The sequence below is a fragment of the Agromyces protaetiae genome (genome assembly GCF_004135405.1).
Taxonomy (GTDB): Bacteria; Actinomycetota; Actinomycetes; order Actinomycetales; family Microbacteriaceae; genus Agromyces; species Agromyces protaetiae.
In genome coordinates this window covers 2,003,081-2,024,254 of record NZ_CP035491.1, presented here as the reverse complement: position 1 = coordinate 2,024,254, position 21,174 = coordinate 2,003,081, and the positions used below count along the sequence as shown (strand labels likewise).

The 21,174-nt window shown below is 68.8% G+C and carries 21 protein-coding genes; 6 read left to right on the top strand and 15 right to left on the bottom strand.

From position 1 onward, the window contains the following. The first annotated feature begins 57 nt into the window (after positions 1-57). Positions 58-1,476 (top strand): glycoside hydrolase family 2 TIM barrel-domain containing protein, encoded by a 1,419-nt coding sequence (locus ET445_RS09485; protein ID WP_243695146.1) that lies wholly within the window; start codon positions 58-60, stop codon positions 1,474-1,476. A gap of 89 nt (positions 1,477-1,565) precedes the next feature. Further along, on the top strand, positions 1,566-1,787 hold the full coding sequence (locus tag ET445_RS09480) for a hypothetical protein (RefSeq protein ID WP_129190893.1): 222 nt from the start codon (positions 1,566-1,568) through the stop codon (positions 1,785-1,787). A gap of 21 nt (positions 1,788-1,808) precedes the next feature. Here the strand turns inward: ET445_RS09480 and ET445_RS09475 are convergent, their stop codons facing one another. Both ET445_RS09475 and ET445_RS09470 read right to left on the bottom strand, forming a co-directional pair. Continuing rightward, the gene (locus ET445_RS09475; RefSeq protein ID WP_129190891.1) at positions 1,809-2,696 is read right to left on the bottom strand and encodes a DNA-formamidopyrimidine glycosylase family protein; all 888 of its coding nucleotides are present in this window, start codon (positions 2,694-2,696) and stop codon (positions 1,809-1,811) included. After that, the gene (locus ET445_RS09470; RefSeq protein WP_129190890.1) at positions 2,642-3,619 is read right to left on the bottom strand and encodes an EamA family transporter; all 978 of its coding nucleotides are present in this window, start codon (positions 3,617-3,619) and stop codon (positions 2,642-2,644) included. Before ET445_RS09470 ends, ET445_RS09475 begins: the two co-directional genes overlap by 55 nt. 39 nt (positions 3,620-3,658) lie before the next feature. Here ET445_RS09470 and ET445_RS09465 point away from each other — a divergent pair, with 39 nt between their 5' ends. From ET445_RS09465 to ET445_RS09450, 4 genes are all read left to right on the top strand, one after another. After that, on the top strand, positions 3,659-4,189 hold the full coding sequence (locus tag ET445_RS09465; RefSeq protein ID WP_129190888.1) for a MarR family winged helix-turn-helix transcriptional regulator: 531 nt from the start codon (positions 3,659-3,661) through the stop codon (positions 4,187-4,189). 64 nt (positions 4,190-4,253) lie between these two features. Then, on the top strand, positions 4,254-4,844 hold the full coding sequence (locus ET445_RS09460) for a 1-acyl-sn-glycerol-3-phosphate acyltransferase (protein ID WP_129190886.1): 591 nt from the start codon (positions 4,254-4,256) through the stop codon (positions 4,842-4,844). A 53-nt stretch (positions 4,845-4,897) separates the two neighbouring features. Next, positions 4,898-5,242 (top strand): cation efflux transmembrane domain-containing protein, encoded by a 345-nt coding sequence (locus ET445_RS18725; protein ID WP_129190884.1) that lies wholly within the window; start codon positions 4,898-4,900, stop codon positions 5,240-5,242. Next, positions 5,176-5,844 (top strand): cation efflux transmembrane domain-containing protein, encoded by a 669-nt coding sequence (locus tag ET445_RS09450; RefSeq protein ID WP_165314355.1) that lies wholly within the window; start codon positions 5,176-5,178, stop codon positions 5,842-5,844. The genes ET445_RS18725 and ET445_RS09450 overlap by 67 nt, the downstream gene beginning before the upstream one ends. A gap of 42 nt (positions 5,845-5,886) precedes the next feature. On the opposite strand, the gene ET445_RS09445 is transcribed toward ET445_RS09450, so the two are convergent. The 13 genes from ET445_RS09445 to ET445_RS09385 all read right to left on the bottom strand — a co-directional run bounded on the left by ET445_RS09445 (position 5,887) and on the right by ET445_RS09385 (position 21,146). Next, entirely contained in the window at positions 5,887-7,314 is a 1,428-nt protein-coding gene (locus ET445_RS09445; RefSeq protein ID WP_129190880.1) for a hypothetical protein, read from the bottom strand. A 90-nt stretch (positions 7,315-7,404) separates the two neighbouring features. Beyond that, complete coding sequence (locus ET445_RS09440) at positions 7,405-7,995, bottom strand: RNA polymerase sigma factor (protein WP_243695145.1); 591 nt, start codon at positions 7,993-7,995, stop codon at positions 7,405-7,407. Positions 7,996-8,143: 148 nt separating this feature from the next. Then, a complete protein-coding gene (locus ET445_RS09435) occupies positions 8,144-8,644 on the bottom strand; it encodes a hypothetical protein (RefSeq protein ID WP_129190878.1) in 501 nt (166 codons plus the stop codon). Further along, positions 8,641-9,201, bottom strand: a complete 561-nt coding sequence (locus ET445_RS09430) for a signal peptidase I (protein ID WP_165314354.1) — start codon at positions 9,199-9,201, stop codon at positions 8,641-8,643. Before ET445_RS09430 ends, ET445_RS09435 begins: the two co-directional genes overlap by 4 nt. Positions 9,202-9,211: 10 nt before the next feature. Next, on the bottom strand, positions 9,212-9,562 hold the full coding sequence (locus ET445_RS09425) for a hypothetical protein (protein ID WP_129190874.1): 351 nt from the start codon (positions 9,560-9,562) through the stop codon (positions 9,212-9,214). 447 nt (positions 9,563-10,009) lie between these two features. Continuing rightward, positions 10,010-10,585 carry a hypothetical protein gene (locus ET445_RS09420; protein WP_129190872.1) on the bottom strand — a complete coding sequence of 192 codons (576 nt, stop codon included), beginning with the start codon at positions 10,583-10,585 and terminating at the stop codon, positions 10,010-10,012. Between the two features lie 241 nt (positions 10,586-10,826). Further along, positions 10,827-12,530 (bottom strand): ABC-F family ATP-binding cassette domain-containing protein, encoded by a 1,704-nt coding sequence (locus ET445_RS09415; RefSeq protein WP_129190870.1) that lies wholly within the window; start codon positions 12,528-12,530, stop codon positions 10,827-10,829. Positions 12,531-12,558: 28 nt separating this feature from the next. Beyond that, the gene (locus ET445_RS17995) at positions 12,559-12,747 is read right to left on the bottom strand and encodes a hypothetical protein (protein WP_243695144.1); all 189 of its coding nucleotides are present in this window, start codon (positions 12,745-12,747) and stop codon (positions 12,559-12,561) included. 149 nt (positions 12,748-12,896) lie between these two features. After that, positions 12,897-14,060, bottom strand: a complete 1,164-nt coding sequence (locus tag ET445_RS09405) for an ATP/GTP-binding protein (RefSeq protein WP_243695143.1) — start codon at positions 14,058-14,060, stop codon at positions 12,897-12,899. A 52-nt stretch (positions 14,061-14,112) separates the two neighbouring features. Continuing rightward, positions 14,113-16,650, bottom strand: a complete 2,538-nt coding sequence (locus ET445_RS09400) for a DEAD/DEAH box helicase family protein (RefSeq protein ID WP_129190864.1) — start codon at positions 16,648-16,650, stop codon at positions 14,113-14,115. Continuing rightward, positions 16,643-18,337 (bottom strand): Eco57I restriction-modification methylase domain-containing protein, encoded by a 1,695-nt coding sequence (locus ET445_RS09395; protein ID WP_129190862.1) that lies wholly within the window; start codon positions 18,335-18,337, stop codon positions 16,643-16,645. The genes ET445_RS09400 and ET445_RS09395 overlap by 8 nt, the downstream gene beginning before the upstream one ends. Then, positions 18,334-20,511: a GmrSD restriction endonuclease domain-containing protein gene (locus tag ET445_RS09390; protein ID WP_129190860.1), complete on the bottom strand. Its 2,178-nt coding sequence runs from the start codon at positions 20,509-20,511 to the stop codon at positions 18,334-18,336. The genes ET445_RS09395 and ET445_RS09390 overlap by 4 nt, the downstream gene beginning before the upstream one ends. Then, complete coding sequence (locus ET445_RS09385) at positions 20,508-21,146, bottom strand: N-6 DNA methylase (RefSeq protein ID WP_129190858.1); 639 nt, start codon at positions 21,144-21,146, stop codon at positions 20,508-20,510. Before ET445_RS09385 ends, ET445_RS09390 begins: the two co-directional genes overlap by 4 nt. Between the last annotated feature and the right edge of the window lie 28 nt (positions 21,147-21,174).

The window sequence follows — 21,174 nt, the reverse complement described above, 5'->3', positions numbered from 1 at the left end:
GCGGCTCGATCAGGCGGTCGACGGCGGCGCGAACCTGCTCCGCGTCTGGGGCGGGGCGTGTTCGCGAGCGAGGCGTTCCTCGACGGCTGCGACGAGCGGGGACTGCTCGTGTGGCAGGACTTCCTGTTCGCGTGCGCCGCGTATCGCGAAGACGCCGACGTCGCCGACCTCGTGCGGCGCGAGGCCGAGCAGGCCGTCGAACGGCTGTCGAACCATCCGAGCGTCGCGGTCTGGTGCGGCGGCAACGAGACCGTCATGGGTCGGCAGGGCTGGAACTGGACCGACATCGTCGGCGATCAGCCGTGGGGCGCGGGGTACTACACCGACCTGCTGCCGAGCATCGTCGCCGAGCTCGACCCGACGCGTCCGTACGTCGCGAACAGCCCGTGGGGCGGCTCGCTCGACGCCGACGCGAACGACCCGACGCGCGGCCCGAGCCACCTGTGGGACGAGTGGAACGAGCGCGACTTCGCGAACTACCGCACGCACGATCCCGTGTTCGTGTCCGAGATGGGCTGGTGCGGCGCGCCCGCGTGGTCGACGCTGCGGCGGGTCGTGACGTCTGGCGAGCTCGGGCCCGAGAATCCCGAAGTCGTGCACCATCTGCGCGCGATCGGCGGCCTCCACAACCTCGCGCGCGGCATCCAACCGCACTTCCCCGTGCAGCGGACGCCCGAGGGCTGGCACTTCGCGACCCAGCTCGTGCAGGCGCGCGCGATGACGGCGGGCGTCGAGTGGCTGCGCAGCCGCGGCGGATGCTCCGGGGTCGTCGTGTGGCAATTGAACGACTGCTGGCCCGTGCTGAGCTGGGCGGCGGTCGACGCCGACGGCATCGAGAAGCCGCTGTGGCACGCGATGCGGCGCTCGTTCGCCGACCTGCTCGTGACCGTGCAGCCGCTTGCGCCGGGTGGGCCGCTCGACCCGACGGGGCCGGGCGGGCTCGAGATCGTCGTCGTGAACGACGGCGCGGACGACCGGCGGGTGCCGCTCGCTGTGCGCCGGGTCGACTTCGACGGCCGCACGCTCGCGTCGGCCGACCTCGTCGTCGACGTCGCGTCCGACGGCACGGCGCGTCTGACGCTCGATGACGCGCTCGCCGCACCCGGCGACCCGTCTCGTGAGCTGCTCGTCGTCGACTCGGCCGCGGGTCGCGCACTCTGGGCGTACCGCACCGACCGCATGAGCGGCCTCGCGGCGGCCTCGCCGGCGATCGCGGTCGACCTCGACGAGGGCGCCCTGCGCGTGACGGCGACGGCCGACGTGCTCGTCCGCGATCTGACACTCCTCGCCGACCTGCTCGGCGAGGCGGTCGGCGTCGAGCCGAACGCGCTCCGCGTCGACGGTGCGCTCGCGACGCTCCTGCCGGGCGAGCGCGCGGAGTTCCGCGTCACACGGCGCGACGGCGTGTCGATCGCCGAGGTCGTGCCCGATGCGGTCGTGCGCGCGGCGCTCCGGAGCGCGAACGACCTCGTGTGAGCCGTGCGCCGGGCTCTCGGACCTCCGTGTTCCCTGAGTCCGGCGCACGTCTCCGCTTCGAGGTCGGTGGGTGCTGAGAAGATCTCAGCATGGAGGTCATCGAACTGCGACAGACGCGAGAACTCGCCGCGGGCGACACGCTCGTCAACGTCCACGGCCGCCGCTTCGAGGTCACCAAGCTCGTGCGGGTCGGCCGCGGCATCCGCGTGCACTACCTCACGCCCGAGGGCGACCCCGGCTTCTTCACGGCCGCGCCCGACGCCATGAGCCGCGTCGCTGCGCCCATCGTCGTCGGGTCGCACGCCGCCTGAGTTCGCGCGCCACGCGCCGCGCTACGCCTTGAGCGGCAGGATCTCCCCACCCGTCTGGCACTCGGGGCAGTACTCGGCGGTCGTCGACGCGAACGAGAAGGAGCGGATGACTCCCCCGCACCCCGCGGGACACGGCTCGCCGGCACGCCCGTGCACCTGCATGGCCGCGACCTTCGCGGCCTTCAACCGCGAGATGGGGATGCCTCTGCGCGCGGCGATCGCGTCGCGGACGACGCCGACCGTGGCGGCGAAGAGCCGGTCGAGCTCGTCGGCCTCGAGCGTCGACGCGTGCGCGACGGGCGAGAGCCGGGCGGCGAAGAGGATCTCGTCGGAGTAGGCGTTGCCGATGCCCGCGAGCGACTCCTGCTCCTGCAGCACGGCCTTCAGCTGCTTCCGGCGGCCGACGAAGGCGCGGTCGAAGTCGGCGCGCGTGAACCCGGGCGACGCGGGATCCGGGCCGAGCTTCGCGATCGCGGGCACCTCGCGCGGGTCGTCGACGACGAAGACGCCGAGCGAGACCCAGTCGCCCGCGTCGGTGAGGTCGAGTGCGAGGCCGTCACCGTCACCGTTCCCGTCGCCGTCTGCACCGCCGTCGAAGCCGAGCGTCGCGAGGGTCACGTGCACCGGCGAATCGGGTGCGGCCGAGGCATCCGGAGTTTCTTCATCGCCCCACGCCGCCCACCCGTGGCGTCCGAGCGACACGACGAGGTGCTGTGCGCCGAAGGCGAGGTCGACGTGCTTGCCCAGGCGCTCCGCGCCCGTCACCGACTGGCCGACGAGCGACTCGGGCGGCCGCCCGCGGCTCTTCACGACACGGAACTCGACGAGGTCGACGCTCGCGAGGGCGCGGCCCGTCAGCCGCTCGCCGAGCGCCTCGGCGAGAGCCTCGACCTCCGGGGACTCGGGCACGCCGCCAGCCTGTCACGACCGGCGCCGCCACGGAAGGGCGCGACGCCTCGAAGAACGAGTCGTCCCACGACCCGTGCCGCGGCGGGCTGCCCGAGGAGGATGCCGGCGAAGACGAGCACGAGCCCTGCGATCTGCTGCGCGCCGAGCGCCTCGCCCGCGACGAGCGTGCCGAGGAGCACCCCCGTGACGGGGTTCACGAGTCCCACGAGGCCGACGGTCGCGGCATCCAATCGTCTGAGCGCGCTGAACCACGCGACGAACGCGAGCGCGGTCGCGACGATGCCGACGTACGCGAACCCGGCGAGCGCGACGCCGTCGAGCGCGGGCGGGGCGCCTTCCCACACGAGGGCGACGGGGACGAGCATCGCGCCGCCCGCGATGAGCTGCCACGACGTGAGCGAGAGCACGTCGAGGTCTGTGCTCCAGCGCTTGGCGAGGATGTAGCCGAGGGATGACATCGTCATGGCCGAGATCGACGCGACGACGCCCCACGGCGAGAACGAACCGGCGCCGCCCGCGAGCATGATCGCGACGCCCGCGATGCCGAGCGCCCCGCCGACGAGGGCGAGCGCGCGAAGCTTCTCGGAGACGAGGAGCCACGCGAACAGCATCATGACGACGGGCGAGGTCGCCATGATCGTCGCGGCGATGCTCGTCGGGAGGAGCTGGGCGGCGAGGTAGACGAGCACGAAGAAGGCGCCGACGTTGAGGGCGCCGATGACGGCTGCGCGCCACCACCACGAGCCGTGCGGCAGTTGCCGCTTGATGAGGAGGAGGAGCAGGATGCCGGCGGGCAGGGCCCGCAGCACGCCGCCCCAGAGCGGGAAGTCGGCCGGGAGGAACTGCCTGGTCACGTAGTAGGTGCTCCCCCACGCGATCGGCGCCACGGCCGCGATGAGCGTCCAACGCCATTTAGTTTCCATGGAAGATACAATACCTTCCAAGGAAGGTAAAGTGAAGGGATGTCCCGAACCGAGGTTCCCGACCCCGCCGAAGCCGCGCCCCGCGACCGCGTCGCGCATATCATGGCCGAGTGGGCGCGCGAGCGCCCCGACCTCGACATCTCCCCGCAGGGCGTCATCGCGCGCCTGCACCGGCTCGCGAACCACCTCACCGACGACCTCGTCGCGGTGTACCGCACGTTCGACCTTGCCGAGGGCGAGTTCGACGTGCTCGCGACCCTCCGCCGCAGCGGCGCCCCCTTCGAGCGCACGCCGACCGAGCTCGCGCAGACGACCATGGTGACCTCGGGTGCCATGACCAAGCGCATCGACCGGCTCGAAGAGCGCGGGCTCCTCACCCGGCGCGTGAGCGACGCCGACGGGCGCGGACGGGTCATCGCACTCACCGACGCGGGCCGCGACCTCATCGACCGCGCGTTCACGGCGCACCTCGCCAACGAGCGGCGACTCATCGACGAGTCGATCTCCCGCGACGACGCCGATGCGCTCGCCGGCATCCTCGCGCGCTGGCTCGCACACTACGAGGGGTGAGACATCCGGGGCATTCGTCCCTCGTATGTCGAAACGGACATACACTCTCGCATACGTTTGCCGGATGCTCAGACGATTCCTCGCCCGCATCTCCTGGGCCGCAAGCGGCTGGTCCCTCGTGGGCGAGCCCGCTCCCGATCGGCCGTCGGTGCTCGTCGGCGCACCGCACACGTCGAACTGGGACTTCGTCTTCATGCTCGGCATCGCGTGGCAGCGCGGCATGCGCATCCACTGGCTCGGCAAGAAGAGCCTCTTCGAGGGGTGGAAGGCCGGCATCATGCGCGGACTCGGCGGCATTCCCGTCGACCGCGCCGACCCGAGCAGGGTCGTCGGCGAGGTCGTCGACCGCATCAACGGCGGCGAGGTGTTCGGTCTCGTCGTGACGCCCGACGGGACGCGGAAGAACGCCGGGTACTGGAAGTCCGGCTTCTACCGCATCGCGCAGGAGACGGGGATGCCGCTCACCCTCGGTTTCGTCGACCGCACGACGAAGACCGCCGGCCTCGGCCCGACGTTCCCCGTCACGGGCGACGTGTCCGCCGACATGGACCGCGTGCGCGCGTTCTACGCCGACAAGGCCGGCGTCCGACCCGAGTACCGCCGCGAGCCGCGCCTGCGGTCGGAAGACGGCGGCGCCGAGGCATCCGAAGACTGACGCGCACCGCGCTTCGACGAGCCCGGCCGCACATGCGCCGATAGGCTCGCGACGTGGCCACAGAAGCCGATGACCTCTCAGGTTCGGCGAGCGACCGCGCCGCCGCCCGCGAGCGCCGCGCGCTGCGACTCTCGATCGTCGTGTCGCTCGGCTTCGTCGTCGTCGCGCTCGTGTGGGGCCTCCTCGCGCAATCGCAGGCGATCCTCCTCGACGCGATCTTCACGCCCGTCGCGCTCCTCATGACGTGGGCGTCGATGCGCGTCTCGGGCGTCGTCGCGAAGGGCCCGACGCGCCGCTACCCGTTCGGGCGCACGGCGCTCATCCCCTCGTCGTGCTCCTGCAGGCGATCGTCATGGTCGGCACGCTCGCGTACGTCGTCGTCGAGGCGGTGCGCGTGATCCTCTCGGGCGGGTCGGAGGTCTCGCCCGTGTCGCTCGCCGCCTACGGCGGCGCGAGCGCGATCGTGTCGATCCTGACGGCGCTCGCGCTGCGACGGATGGGCAAGGACCTGCCGCTCATCGAAGCGGAGGCGGCCGGATGGCTCTCCGCCGCCGTGTCGAGTGCGCTCATCTTCGTCGGCGGGCTCGTGGTGCTGCTCCTCCGGCTGACGCCCGCACGCGGGTTCGAGCCGTACGCCGACTCGGTGCTCGTCATCCTCGGAAGCCTCCTGCTCGTGCCGCTGCCCGTCATGCTGCTGCGGAAGGGCCTCCGCGAACTGCTCGGGTCGGTGCCCGACGACGCGATCCAGGCTCGCGTGCGCGAAGCCGTCGGCAAGGTCGCCACCGCGGAGGGCCTGCCCGTGCCGATCCTCCGGGCGAGCAAGCAGGGCAACACGGTGTCGATCGAGGCCGCGTTCGTCCTGCCCGACGAGTCGGGCGACGCGGGCGACGTCGACGCCGCCGACCGCGTGCGAAGAGGCATCCGCGACGGCCTCGCCGACCTGCCCTACGACGTCTGGATCATCGTCGAGTTCACGCACGACGCGGGGCTCGTGGAGTGAGCCCCGCGTCGGGTGCGCTCAGCGCGCCGACCGCGCCGGCCGCTACTTCGTCGCGAAGTCGAGCTTCGAGTCGGCGACCGCGATGACCGACCAGGTGCCGCCCGAGGCATCCGTGAACTCGTAGGCGGGCACGATGAGGACGCTCCCGTCGGGCTGCCACTGCGACGCGAGGCCGAGGCGCGCGCTCACGATCTCGACGTCGTTGACCGGCCACGAGAGGGCGATGCCCGCCGTCGGGGTCGCGGGCGGCTCGGTCGGGGGCGTCCATTCGACGGGCGCGTCGGGGGCGACCTCGAGGGATTCCGCGATCGCCCCGCCCGTCGTGTCGGCACGCGCCGCCATGGGCATGATGCCCGCCTGCGCGCCGAACCGCGGGTCGGAGAGCCGCTCGAACGCCTCCTGCGCGCTCACGACGGGGTACTCGCCGAGCGGCACGATCGCCGCGAGCTGGCCCGAGGCGCTCACGACGCCGCCCTCGGCGAGCTCGAGGTACCACGAGACATCCAGCCGCTGCCCGTCGACGACGGGGTACGCCTGCGCCGCGCGCGTGACCGCGCCCTCGTAGGTCTGCGACGCGAACTCGTAGGTCGCGGCATCGCGTCCGGTCGCCGCGATGAGCGAGCGCAGCGCGTCGATCGCGGCCTGCTCACTCGGCAGCGCACCGCTCGGCTCGCACGACGAGCCGTCGGCGGCGCACTTCCACGGGTTCAGCTGCGGGTTGTTGTACGAGAAGCTCAACGTGCCGTCGAGGCTCGCCCACAGGCTCGGCGACGATCCGTCTTGGGGGCCGAGCACCCAGCCGCCGTCCTTCAGCTCGGGCGTTCCCTCGAGGCCGAGCGTGTGCGCGACCTGTCCGATCGTCTCGGGGTTCGACGCCCCGCGTGCGTCGAACGTGTATCCCTGCGCGTTGCCGGCCTCGGTCGAGAGGCCCGATGCGCGGAACGTGTTCCGGCCGCCGAAGAAACCGCCCGGGTAACGCAGGTCGGTCGCGCCGGCCGCCATCTTCTCGGCGCCGGGTGCGCCGCCGCCCGCCCGCTCGCTCGCGCCGCCCTGCGTCACGCCCTGCAACGAGATCGGCGGCGCCGCGCCGTCGGCGAGGGTCGAGCCTCCGCCCGCGTTCGCGGCGGCGCCGATGCCGTAGCCGGCACCGCCCACGATGACGAGGGACGCCGCGACGGCCGCGATGCCCGCCCAGCGCCGCGGGCGGCGGCGGGCGCGCTCGGTCGCGAGGTCTGCGACGGGGGCGTCGTGGCCGGATGTCTCGGGCGTTCCGGATGTCTCGGGCGCAGTGTCTGCCGCGACGTCGGCCGCCGCTCGCGCGACGACCTCGTCGGCGAATCCGGCGCGTGCTTCGATGCCCGCGGCGGGGTCTGCGTCGCGCAGCCGCGCGACGGGGTCGAGGTCGGGGATGCCGGGCTCGTCGTGCCCGCCCGGGTTCGGACCGTCCGAGTTCGGGGTCTGCGCGTTCATGTCGTTCGCCTTCCGTGGCATCCGGTGCTCTCGACCGGGTCTACCTACGCATATGTCGGAGACATCCGGAACCTTGCAGCCGTGCGGCGCTCAGAACGTGAGCCGCTCGCCCCACGCCTCGCGGAGGCGCTTGCGCGCACGCGACAGCGCCGCGTCGGCGCCCGACCGCGAGATGCCGAGGGCGAACGCGAGCGCCTCTCCGTCGAGGCCCTCCCACGCGTGCAGCAACAGGATGCGCCGATCACGTTCGCCGACGCTCGCGAGCGCCCCGCGCAGTTCGGCGTCGAAGAGCGCCGCGAGCTCGGGATCGGCCGAGACGCTCGCATCGTGCGTCTCGGGCACCTCTCCGACCGGCAGTTCGACGTGCTTGCGGCGGTGGTTCGCGAGCGTGAAGCCCGCCGTGCGGTACAGCCACGGCAGCACAGCGTCTCGCGGAACGTCCGCGCGCCGCCGCCACGCAGTCGCGAACACGTCGGCAGCGAGGTCTTCGGCGTCCTGGCGCGGGCCGCGGCGCGCGAAGTACTTCACGAGCGCCGTCGCATGCTCGCGTGCGACGGACGTGAACCAGGTGAGGTCATCGGCGGTCGCCTGCGTCGGCGCAGCGCTGCCGTCCTCGGGCGCGTCGGGCATCGCCACCCCCTCGGTCTCGTCGGCGTCAGCAGCGGTGCTCGCAATCGTCACACCCTGCTTGTGTCGCGTCGACGCCGAGTCTTGCACGCGGACACGAGAATGGCCCCGACCGACGCGAGGGGGGAATGCGTCGGCCGGGGCCGGGGGAAGGGCCCGCGCGCTGGAAGGGGGATGCGCAGGCGGGCCCTGGTCTTTGGGGTCAGCCGATCGTCGGTTCGGGGACGCGCTGCCAGCAGATCACGAGATTCGAGGTCGGACTCGGAGCCCAGTGAGGTTCGCGCCCGAAGATCGGGCCTGTCCAGCTCTGCTCCGCGAGATCGATGTTGTCGGAATCGGGATGGGCCCAGACGTTGCCGGCGTTCCCCCAGAGCGGGAAGCCCTCCCTCGAGAACTCGAACGACCACGGGACGCCATCGCCCACAACCGTGAACGCAGCACAGCTCTGATCAGGTTCGTCGGCGCGATCGAACCACTCGATCTCGCCGATCGTCGTGGCTTCGCCGGGGATGAACGGGCCGAGGTCGCCGGGCTCGGGATCAGGATCGGGCTCCGGCGTCGCAGCGACGGTCGACCGGCCGAGCACGACGGCGGTCTCCGACCAGGCCGCGTTCGTCGAGGCGAAGGCCCCGAGTCCGGTGGCGACGGCCACGAGCCCGGCGAGCCCTCCGAGGGCGCGCTTCATGTGTGCTGGGCGGTTCATGCGGTCTGCTCCGTTCCGGCGGATCGCTTGGAGGCCTCGCGCTCACGCCGGTCGTCCTGCGCGGGGAAGACGGCGAGAGAGCAGAGGGCGAGCAGCCCGACGACGAGCGGCACCGCCACCGTGGGCGTCGTGAGCTTGTCGATGACCACGCCCGCCCCGGGAACCTGCATCCACGGCGTCCACACGCTCATGCCTGCCGGCACGACGTAGTCGTGCGGGTCGACCGTGTCGTTGGCGTCGCCCTGCATGCGGACGACGGCCGAGCCCGAGGCATCCGCTTCGACCTCGACGACGCGGTGCGTGATGAGCTCGTGCCGCGCACCCCCGCGGATCGTCGCGACGTCGCCGACTTCCAGGTCGGTCGCGGTCTTCGGCAGCGAGAGCAGCAGGTCGCCCGTGTTGATCTCGGGCGCCATCGACCCTGAGACGACGATGAGCGGCTTGACGAGGCCCGCTGCGCTCGCGGCCCACAGGGCGAGCGAGGCGGCGCCGATGATGGTCAGCACCCACAGCACGACCGATCCGGCCGTGCGCGCGATGCGCGTGAAGATGATCATGGTGTTCCCCCTAGGCCGGAATCGCGGCGGCGGCCGCGGCATAGCGAGGCTGGAGCGGGGTGATCGCCAGTGAGGTGCGCGTCTGTGCGGATTGCGCCGGCGCGGTGTTCGCCCCGCCGGCCGACCGCTGCGCGGCGGCAGTGACCGAACCGTCGACGGTCGCGGTCACGACGAGGCGCATCTCGCCCGTGCGCTCCTCGGCGTGCGGCTCCAGCACGCTCGGGTCGATGACGACGTCGATCCGCGCGGCCTGTGTGCTCGTGACGAGCACGTCGTACGTTCCCCCGGTCGTCGTGATCGGCGTTTCCCCGCCGTCGACGCCGATCTCGAACCGGAAGAATCCCGCCTCGCTCTCGAACACTCCCCGAGGGCTGCGTCGACGGTGATGAGCGTCGCGCTCGTGCTCGTGTTGCGCACGAACAGCGAGTGACGGCTCGCGGCGTCGTCGTTCTTGATGAGGCTGTCGTCGAGCGACGGCAGGAAGACCTCGCCCGTGTGCGAGAGCGGCTGCCAGGTCTCGCCGTTCCACGAGAGTTCGGGGGTGAACGCGGCCCCGTTCGCGGCTGCGTCGAAGGTCGCGCTGCCGGTGAAGGCCGCGGCGGTCGCGGTCGCCCCGAACCCGAGCATGGCGCATGCTGCGAGTGCGACCGGTACGACGGTGCCCCAGCGCCGTGACGCGCCCGCAGTCCTCGTCATGTCGATCCCCCTCAGGTCGATGAGTCATTCGTGGATGGCACCGTCGGGCCGGGGAGCTCGCTCGAAAGCGGCTCGCATCCGGCCCGACGGGCTTCAGGCTGAGCGATCGGCCTCAGTCCGCGATGGTGGCAGCCACTGCCTGGCCGTTCACGGTCACCATGATGGAGCCCTCACCGCCCATCGCCAAGTCGGGCATGGCGCCCGTCGTGACGATCAGGTCGAATGTGTGCGGGCTATGAGCCGGGATCGTCATGGCGGTGGTTCGGCTCAGACGGTCGAACGAGATGGTGGCGTCGAACGCGGGCCAGTTGGTGAAGCTCGCGACGACATCGGCAATAGTGGCGTCGAGCGCTGAAGTGCCGTTGTTGTGCAACGTGAGCTCGATCGTTCGGATCTCGTTGGGGACGAGGTCCTCGAGCTCGGATGCGGGAATCGGGACGATCGCGAGTTGTTCACCGCCACCGTGGCTGCCGAGGAACGCGAACTCCGCGCCAGTGGCGTCTGCGTTGAACTCGACATTCGCGTTGAAGACCGCAGATGTCGCCGCGGCCCCGATACCGAGGATCGCGAGGCCGGCGAGGCCGAACTTGAAGAAGGCTCCGCCGCGACGGCGGCGCTTCCGCTCCTCCTGCGGCTGGGTCGGGTCATGCTGCAGTTCATGCGTGGACATGGCGAGAGCCCCTTCCAAGGGTGCTTGTACCGTCTCCGGTGGGATGGTCGGCCCGCATGTTCCGCGGGCCCGGCCTGACTTCCTCTGTCGGCGCATTCATCAAACTACCGGGACTTTCTGGCAACCAGCTGTGGTCTGACCACATAGCGCCTGAAACCCGCGCATTATTCGTCTTTATGGACGGAGCGCTCCGAGTCCGGCTCGGTTCTCGGCCATCGAGAAGGTCTGCGCACGAGGCATCCCCCACCGTGCGCAAAGCTCACCCCTCGGTGACGCGCCCGCCCTCGACACTCCACCGCCGGTCGAGCCGCACGTGCTCGAGCATCCGCCGGTCGTGCGTCACGAGGAGCAGCGTGCCCTCGTAGCTTTCGAGCGCCTGCTCGAGCTGTTCGATCGCGGGCAGGTCGAGGTGATTCGTGGGCTCGTCGAGCACGAGCACGTTGACGCCGCGCGCCTGCAGCAGCGCCATTCCCGCGCGAGTGCGCTCGCCGGGTGAGAGCTCGTCGACGGGCCGGCCGACGTGGTCGGCCTTGAGCCCGAACTTCGCGAGCAGGGTACGCACCTCGCCAGCGGAGTACTCGGGCACGAGCGCTTCGAAGGCGTCGGCGAGCGGCCTCCGCCCGACGAAGAGCGACCGCGCCTGGTCGATCTCGCCGATCGCGACCGACGACCCGAGGCTCGCGCGGCCCGAGTCAGGCTCGACGCGACCGAGCAGGAGACCGAGCAGCGTCGACTTGCCGGCGCCGTTCGGACCGGTGATGCCGACGCGATCACCGCCGTTCACCTGCAGCGACACGGGCCCCAGCGTGAAGTCGCCGCGGGCGACGGATGCCTCGGCGAGCGTCGCGACGACGGCCGACGACCTGGGCGCCTGGCCGATCGTGAACTCGAGCTTCCATTCCTTGCGCGGTTCCTCGACCTCTTCGAGGCGGGCGATGCGGCTCTCCATCTGGCGCACCTTCTGCGCCTGCTTCTCGCTCGACTCCATCGACCCCTTGCGCCGGATCTTGTCGTTGTCGGGCGACTTCTTCATCGCGTTACGAACGCCCTGGCTCGACCACTCACGCTGCACGCGTGCTCGCGCGACGAGGTCGGCCTTCTTCGCGGCGAACTCCTCGTAGTCCTCGCGCGCGTGCCGACGCACGGTCGCACGTTCTTCGAGATAGCTGTCGTAGCCGCCCCCGTAGAGCCGGTTGGAATGCTGGGCGAGATCGAGCTCGAGCACCTTCGTGACCGTGCGTGCGAGGAACTCGCGATCGTGGCTGACGAGCACCACTCCCCCGCGCAGGCCCTGCACGAACGCCTCGAGACGCGCGAGCCCGTCGAGGTCGAGGTCGTTCGTGGGCTCGTCGAGCAGCACGAGGTCGAACCGCGAGCAGATGAGGGCTGCGAGACCGACCCGGGCAGCCTGGCCGCCCGAAAGGCCGGTCATGAGGGAGTCGACGGTCACTGCGGCGGATGTCTCGCCGGCGCTGTCCTTCGTCGCGTCGCCGCCGTGCGTCCGGTCGAGCCCCAGCTCGGCGAGCACCGCAGGCAACCGCTCGTCGAGATCGGCCGCGCCCGACGCGAGCCAGCGTTCGAGGGCGACCGAGTACTCCTCGCCGGGGTTCACCCCGGCGGGCACGTCGCTCGCGGCGAGCAGTTCGGCCGCAGCATCCATTCGAGCGGATGCCTCGGCGCACCCCGTGCGCCGGGCGACGTACTGCCCGACCGTCTCGCCCTCGACGCGCTCGTGCTCCTGTGGAAGCCACCCGACGAACGCGTCGGACGGCGCGAGCGACACCGTGCCCGCGAGCGGCGCGATCACCCCGCCGAGGATGCCGAGGAGCGTCGACTTGCCCGCCCCGTTCGCGCCGACCACGCCGATCACGTCGCCCGGGGCGACCGTCAGGTCGAGGTCGTCGAAGAGCGTGCGGTGCGCGTATCCGCCGGCGAGGCCCTGGGCCACGAGTGTTGCAGTCACGCTTCAACGGTAGCCCGGGTCGTGGCCCTCACTCCGCCGAGGGCGGCGAGGCGAGATCCCACACCCGAGCGTACTCGTCGGCGACGAGCGGCCAGACCTCCGCGAGGCCGTCTTCGACCGACCCGACTCGCTCTGCAAGCTCGCCGGACAGCACGAAGTCATGCGGGATGATCCGGCCCGCGCGATCGGTGCGCCCCTCGGGGTCGACGAACCGCAACGCGACGCGTTCACCGACACGAGCAACTCCTTGGCGTCGCCCTTGAAGATCAGCGAATGCGGTCTCGTACGTCGGAAGCGGATCGCCCAACCCACCGGTTCTGAGGAAGCGGAAGCCCCACGTCCTACCTCGTGTCGCCCATATCAGGCTCACCGGCGGCTCAGCCGCAACACTCGACGCTCCTCGCCCTCGATGAGGGCGAGTCGGAACCCCGTGAGCACCGCGGTGAAGTACTCCTTCTTCTCGAGCGCCCGACTCCTGGCATCCTCGAGCTTCTCTCTCGCCATGTTCAGGAGGCCTTCGATCACATCCTTCGAGAACACAGATGTCACCAGGCCGACCACCAGGCCGACGGGGCCGGGCATGTTGAACCGCTTGGTCAGCAGCAAGCCGACAAGGACGCTTGCCCCGGCGAACAGGTTCTCGACGACCTTCTCAGGGAGTTTGTTCGCAGCCCGCTGTTCGATCCACCGTGCGTGCCGTTCGAAGGGCAGGATCGCGGCGAGCGGAAGGATCAGATCCAGGCCGATCGGCGAAGTAAGGTCGATCTTCTCGGGCGAGAACTTCGCCGAGGAGAACAGTACGAAGTCGTCACCGACCGACAGCGCAGCCCCACCCTGAACCATGTCTCGGATCGTGTCAGTTAGCATGCTCAACTCGCCCGCGGCCTTGAGCACGATGAGTTCTTTGAAAGCCTGCACGTCGAGGTCTGGGAGGAGATCGGCCTTCGACAGCGCAACGACCCAGATGCGCGGAAACTCGACGAGCGGCTGGCCGCCGACCAGGATCTCGTCCTCGAGCCGCACCAAGCCGGTCCGGAAGTTGCTGAACAGCGACTTCAGATAGCGCTCTTCCTGCCCGACGTTGTCGATCAGACGCTGCGCATCGACGAGCAGGAACGCAACGTCGGAGCCGAGCAACGAGCGGAAGGTATCGACGCGGCGCTGCGCCTCTTCGCCCTCGACATCCTGCTCGAACCACTCACCCGGGTAGTCGTGCCACACGAGACGCAGGTTGTCGACCGGCTGCGCCCGCTGCGCTCTGGAGTCGGGGTTCACCTTGGGCTTGACCCTGAACGCGTAGCTGTGGGACCGGAACCTGTTCGGCTCGGGGGCGCGGGCGTCGTTGCGCATGCCGAGATAGTTCTGATGAAGCGTCAGCCCCTGTGATGCACTCTCCGCGATCACCTCGTACAGGTTCTCCTTCGCAAAGCCCGGCTCCTGCGTCGGCCCGTAGAACGACGACAGCAGCACGGTCTTCCCGCTGCCGCTCTCGCCGAACACGGCGATGTGCTGCTCGAGCGATCTGTTCACTTCCACCTGGTTTTGTCTCCCGGTTCTCTCTGCTTCGCTTCTTCGTCCACCGTCACGCGTCGACCGCCACAACCGTGTCGTAGAGCCCGATCTTCGTGAGGTCGTCGTGCGAGTCGATGCCCGTGTAGCGCAGCGAGGCATCCTCATATCGTCTGAACGCGAAGACCGCCTGGTTCATGTGCCCCGCGTTGAAGACGCCGAGGGAGACGAGCAGTTCGAAGTCTTCGACGGTGAGACCCGTGACGGCCTGGAACAGTCCGGGCTCGATCTTCGTGATGACGTCTTTCAGGGTGTGCTCGCGGTAATCCGTGAGGTACATGAAGGCGGGGATGCGCGTCGCGAACTTGATGAGCTTCTCTTGGATCTGTTTGCGCTTGGACTTGTACTCGCGTTCCTCCGCGGTCAGTTCGCGCTTCTCGGTCTGCGTGAGGTCGTCGCCCTTCTCCTTCTTCGTCTTGCCGACGGATTCGCTCTTGTTGACGACGGTCTCGAAGACGTTCGACCCGAGCGCGCGGAAGCCCTCGATGTTCATGACGGCGTCCATCGCCTTGGGGTCGCCCATGATCTTCTTGAGCGTCGCGTTGTCGACGTTGACGAGGATCGCCGACTCCCACTTGCGCGCGAGGAGCGTCGCCGAGGTGCCCGCCATCGCGATGTCCAGGATGCCTCCGGCGTCGACCTGCGTCATGTTCGAGCCGTCGTATGCGAGCACCGGCAGGAAGCTCACGAGGTCTTGCACGGCCTTCTCGGGGTTGGATGCCTCGGGGTCGAGCCCTGTGCCGTACTCGCTGATCTGCCGCAGCGCGCGCGTCGGCGCGAAGTCGAACACGAAGCAGACGGGCTTCAGAATCGCCTCGGCGTTGGGGTCGTCGCCGTCGGCGTTGCGGATGGTCCACGGCGACTGCACGCGGAACGCGGCCTGGAAGTAGGTCTCGGGCGCCTGGAGGTTCCGCAGCATGAGGATCGACGACCATTGCGGCACGGTCACGCCGGTCGTGAGCTTGCCGACCGTGAGCGTGATGGTCTTCGTGTCGTAGCCGTTGCCGATCGCGTCGCGCACGGGCGGCAACGCGTCGAGACCGACGCCGACGCCGGGCGCCGACACGTTCACGACCCGGTAGTCGTGCCAGAACGCGTTCTGGGGCTCTGCGAGGAGGTTCGCCATCGCGGCGCACGACGCCGTGCGCGGAAGCATCCAGATCGAGTGCTGCAGGTACGGCAGCAGGCGCACGTCGGAGTACGGAAACGGCGGCTTCGAGCCCGCCTTGAGCGCGTCGATCTGGGTCGCGAAGTGCGAGCCGCGAATGATGTCGAGCCACTTCTGCACTTCGTCCTTGTGCACGAAGGATGCCTCGGCGCCCGTGCCGTTCGCCTCGAAGAACGCGTTGAGGTCGAACTCGTCGAACTCGCCCTGGTGGGCGATCGCGACGAGCTCGTCGGGCATCTGGTAGGTGAGCAGACGCATTTCAGGCAGCGCAACGTAGGGATTCGGGACATCCGGATGCTTCGCCGTGAACTCCGCCTTCGCGCGCTGTTCGTCGGTGTAGGTCCAGTTGAAGATCTGCTCTTCGATGAACCGGCCCTCGCGCAGCACCTTGAACGGCGTGCCCGAGAGGTAGAGGTAGGCACCCGCGCGGATCGGCACGAACGCGTCTTCGTCGCTGCCGCGCTCTTCGAGCTCTTCGGCGAAGGTCTCTTCGGCGTCGGTGAACTCGAACGCCTCGGCCTTCTTGCGCGTCGAGTCGTCCTCGCCCTCGAACAGCTCTTTCGAGGCATCGCGCCACGCGCCGAAGTGGTACTCGTCGAAGATCACGAGATCCCAGTGCACCTCGGTGAGCCACTTGTGCTTCGCCTTGAAGTTACCGGCTTTGTCGCGCCCCATGAGATCTTGGAACGAGCCGAAGAAGACGAGCGGCTTCGCCGGATCGACGGATGCCGGGTCGCCACCCGTCGCCCGCGAGAGGTACTGCCACCCGTTGAAGTCGACGTGCGACTTGAGGTCGGTTTCCCACGCGTCTTCGACGGCGGGTTTGAACGTGACGACGAGCACGCGCTTCGCGTCGAGCTTCTTCGCGAGCTGGTAGGCGGTGAACGTCTTGCCGAACCGCATCTTCGCGTTCCAGAGGAACTCGGGCACGGCGTCGGCGTCGTCAGCCCACAGCGACTGGTAGTACGCGTAGGTCTTCTCGACGGCCGCCTTCTGCTCATCACGCATGCCGAACGTCGCGTGGTGCGTGCCCTCGAAGCTCTTGTTGGCCCTGAGCTCGGCGATCGCCGTACGCACGTCGTCGACGCCGCACACCATCCACTCGAGCGTCGGGTTCGCGAACCCCTTCGCCTTCAACCGATCGCGCACGTCGAAGTCGCGGAACACGCTGCCGTCGGCACGCTCCCCCGACTCGTCGACCTCGATCGTGTAGTTCTCGATCGCAGCCGTCTTGAGTTGCTGCGCGACCCTGGTCTTCACGTCTTGGGTGGTGTGCCCGACCTTGAGCCGACCTGCATGCGCAGCGTCGTCGATCGAGTAGGCGTAGATGCGAAGGCGTGCGTCGGGCTTCTCAGGGAGCAGATCGTCGATGGGCCTAGGCATCCGCGACGTCCATCGGGCGAACGAGCTTCTCGACGAATGCGATCTCGTCCTCGGAGAGACCGTACTTCGCGTAGAGCTCTTCGTCGGTCCACTCCTTCGTCCAGTCTTGGGTCGGCACGAATGCATAGACCTTGCGCGTGACGTGCTGGGATGGCTTGTGCAGGAGGATCAGGAGTCTGGTCAACCTGCAGGAGATGTATGAGAGAGCGCTCTGCGCCTCAGGCTTCGACTCAAAAGGACCGATACAGAGGTATGTCTCCGACGAGATCTCTCCAGGCTCCCCGAGAAAGGGAGTGCCGATGATCCGGTGAGGATAGCTGTCCTTGTTTCCAGTACCGGGCGCTGCATACCCTGCGAACAGCTTCCACTTGTCGATGTACTGAACGCCGCTGGGCACATCCACTCTCGGGATATGGCCGATTCCGCCGTTCTGAAAGACGCGGAGGTCTCCGTCAGCGGCGGTGACCTTGCCCTTGAAGGTCGTCTCAAGGCCGAACGGCTTGCGCGAACTGACGAGTCGTTCGAAACGCTTCTGCTCCGGCAGGGACAGAGATGTCTCGTCGCGGCGTTCTACCGCCATGACCTTCTTCAGGATCGATAGCCCCTCGTTGAACCGAATGAACACATCCGCACCTGGTTCGAGCAACGGCCGGACAGCGACAGAGTCCTCCCACCCGGCGAAGTGCGTCGACACTCTGGAATCGCCAGGGTGGTCTCGATTCCAGAGGAAGTGACATACGCCGCCTTTGAGCCCGACGCCCGGGAAGACATCCGACGCACTCAGGTAGTCGTCGATGGATCGCAGTCGATCGTCCGTCAGCATCGATTCCCGGAAGTCATCAAGGCCCTTGCCACCGGCGAACCAGCGCGAGGGAATGATCATCGAGAGGAACCTGGGATCCAGCGCCTTCGCTTGCTCGACGAACTCCTGGTAGATGGGCGCCGCACTCGTGCCGAACCCACCGTCGCCAAGCTGGTACGGCGGATTCCCGATGATGACGTCGAACTGCAATTCGGCTCCGAACAGCTCATTGATGCGAGCGTTGATGTCGTCTGTGTGGATGAAGGCGTACGCGTGGGTCTCGAGCACTTCGGCGCGGTCGTACTCGCCGCCGGCACCGCAGTACTTGCACTTGCCGGTGCCCCGCAGTTCGACCGAGACCTCACGCCCCGTCGTCGGGTGCACGCGGAACACGCGCTTGCGCCCGACCCACGTGTGCTCGGTCCGTTCGAACCAGATGTTGCCCCAGTCGCGGTCGAAGCTCTTCGCGATCGAGTGCGACCCCGTGGCATCCTTCGAGCAGTAGACGCTGCGGCGGGCGAGGAGCGCGGTCAACTGCGTGATGCCGATGCCGAAGACCTGCTTCGTGAGGATGTGGTCGACGCGCTCCTGCAGGTCGGGGATCGCGTCGGCGAGCCGTTCGGTCAGGCGTGCCGTGATCTCGCGGAGGAAGACGCCCGACTTCGTGAACGGATCGAGGAACGTCACGTTCGGGTCGGACCAGATGGATGCTCCGCCGTTCGACTCGGCCCACGCCTTCTCGAGCGTGTCGAGCATCTGGTTCGCGAGCTCGGGCGGCGTGAACACCTCGTCGTTCGAGAGGTTCGCGATGCACGTGAGCACGTCGGGGTTATGGCCGCGCAGCGCGAACGAGGCCTTGCCCGAGGCATCCGTCGCCGTGCTCACGCCTCGACCTCGTCGACGTCGTCGACGACCTCGGCATCGTCGAGCTCGGCATCGTCGAGCTCGTCGTCGCCCAAGCTGGCGAGGTAGTCGGCGCGCACGTCGGTCAGCCGACGGTCGGTGCCCGCGACGCCCCAGAACCACCACCCGTTGATCGCGCCCTTCCCTGCATAGAGCGAACGCGCCGCCGCGCTGGGGGTGTTGTACGCGACGCCGTCGAGGAAGATGCGGCCGTCTTGCGACACCTCGGCCTCCGCCCTGCCGAGATATCCCTGGAGCGCCGGCACGAGTGCCGTTCCGGCGTCGAGCCAGCCCGCGTCGATGAGCTGTGCGAGGTCGACCGACGCACGGGTCACGGGTGCCGGCGGCGGGGCGGCCAGCCCCACATGGCCCGCGGGAGCCGGCCAGAGCGCACAGATCTGCGCGATCATCGTCGCCGTGCGAGAGGCGATCGCACGTTCGTTCCACTCGCCGTCGCCGGCGAGCGCGAGCGCCTCTTTGGTGATCAGCACATCGTCGGAGGTAAGGAAGTGCGCGCGCTTGTGCGCCCACGGGCCGTTCGACACCTTGCTGTTCAGGGCTTGCGTGACGATCGTGAGGTTTCCGAGCTGCTGGACGACCGCGTCGCGGTGCCGGGCCTCTTCGTCAGTGAGGTCGTCGTGCCAGTGGGTGCGCCACTTCTGCGGCATGAGGTGCTCGACCGTCGCCTTGCCTCGCACGATGGGCCCCATCGCCAGCGGGTTCGCGCCCGGGTAGCCACGCTTGTGGTCTTCAAGCGCTTCGAGCACCATCCGCACGCGGCCGCGACGGTAGTTTCCGTACATGTTCGCGTCGGTCAGCGCCGCACGCACCTCGTCGTCACCGGGCCAATAGCCGACCACGGTGTGGTTCGCGACGAGGAACTCCTCGACCGCCTCGTCCAACCGCTCCTTCGGCGCCCGGCTCAGGTACTGCAGCAGATCGGCGAGGAACCGGTTGGAGCCTTGCGACGGCGCCTTGACGAGCGCGCGGCGCACGAACCAGCTCTCGAGCACCTCGAGGATGCGGTCGCGGACCGACGAGGGGAGATCGGCCTGCTCGGGCTCTTCGAGCCAGATGAGGAGCGGTCGGCTGATCTCGGAATCGAGCGTGCCGACCCGATAGCTGAAGAGCTGGGCACGGGTGAGCTCGCCGACCGGATTCTCCGAGCGCTCGATCACGGTGCGGTAGCGGTCGGCGGCAGCGCGCACGCGCGGCAGCAGCACGTCGACGTCTTTCTCGACTGTGGTGACGTAGTACTTGAACTGCGTGAAGACCTCGCGGATGGGAAAGTCGCTGAGGGTCCGCGCGACGAGCCACTGCCAGAGGAAGAGCGACGCGCGGGGGTTCTTGAGACGCCCCGACGTGATCACGGCCTCCCACCACGGAGTCTCGAACTCCGCCCAGTGCGAGACGTAGGCGCGCTCGGCCCGATCGGCGTCGACCTGCTGGAAGACGAAGTTCTTGATCAGGTCGGCGGCCGACAGCGGGGTGCCGCGCGCGTTGAGCGTCTCGAAGATCGCCTGTGCGTCTTCGTCGGCGTCGAGCCGGATGCTCGCGATCTCGAGCCGTTCGGTCAGCGCTCCGACCAGCAGCGTCGCGCGCTGCTCGAGATCGTCACCGCCCAGCCACTCGCCGATCTCTTCCGAGAAGTAGCGGTGGGCGTCGCGCAGACGGGATGCCGGAAGCGAGGCATAGGCCACGGGGGAAGGCGCCGACATCACGGCGCTGAACGCGTCGCGATCGCGATTGGTCGGCCACAACTTGTAGCGGTCTTCGACGGACTTGCGGTAGCTCCTCGGGTTCTCGACCAGCGGAAGCACCCGATCGGCCAAGTCGTGCAGCCCTCGCAGCTCCAACTGCGCATGCAGCGCATCGAGCAGCAGTTGGAGCGTCGTGAGGCGTTGTTGCCCGTCGATGACGTTCCACGTCGGCAGTCCGCCGAGTTTGGGAGGGCCATGCTGGATGACGATCGCGCCCAGGAAGTGCGTCGCGTTGTGATTGTGGCTCTCGATCACGTCGATCAGCCGGACGATGTCGTCCCACAGCGGCTTCCATTGCTCCTGCTGCGCCCACACATACGGGCGCTGGAACAGCGGAACCGTCAGCCGGGTCGGGTTGAAGAAGATCTCCTGAGGTTTGACGACGTCGGTTCTCATGCCGCGCCCCCCGCGATCTCGGCGACCGACATGACGGGGTACGACCGCACCGGCGTGAAGATCTCGTGCTCCTCGAACGCGTCGAAGAGGGTGCCCTGCACAGACGCCCGCTGGGTGAGGTTCTCGAAGTGGAAGTCGCGCCGCTGGTACTTGCCCTTGCCGAGATAGCCCCACTCGGGGAACGTGATCGGCTCGCCCGAGGCATCCGTCATCGCGAGCGCGTCGCCTTGCACGATGTTCGCCGCGAGCACCCCGGCTGCGGCCTTCGACCAGACGTCGACAGCTGAGACATCGAGATACCGGGCGAAAGTACCCGCGAGGTTCTCCCGACACTCGGCCGCATTGTCGGCGAGCAACTCGATGCCATACACGCACATGAGGCCGAAGAGCGCGTAGTGGCGCCGCTCGAAGTCGCTGCGCCCGTACTTCGCCTCGACGGCCGCGAGCTTGCGCTCGAGGATCGGCACGAGGAAGTTGCCGGACCCGCACGCCGGCTCGAGGAACCGCGAGTCGATGCGCTCGGTCTCGGCCTTGACGAGGTCAAGCATGTCGTCGACGAGCCACCGCGGCGTGAACACCTCGCCGTGATCGGCGACGCGCTGGCGCGACTTGACCAGCCGCTCGGGATCGGACACCCATGGCCCCCCTTCGTGAAGACAGAAC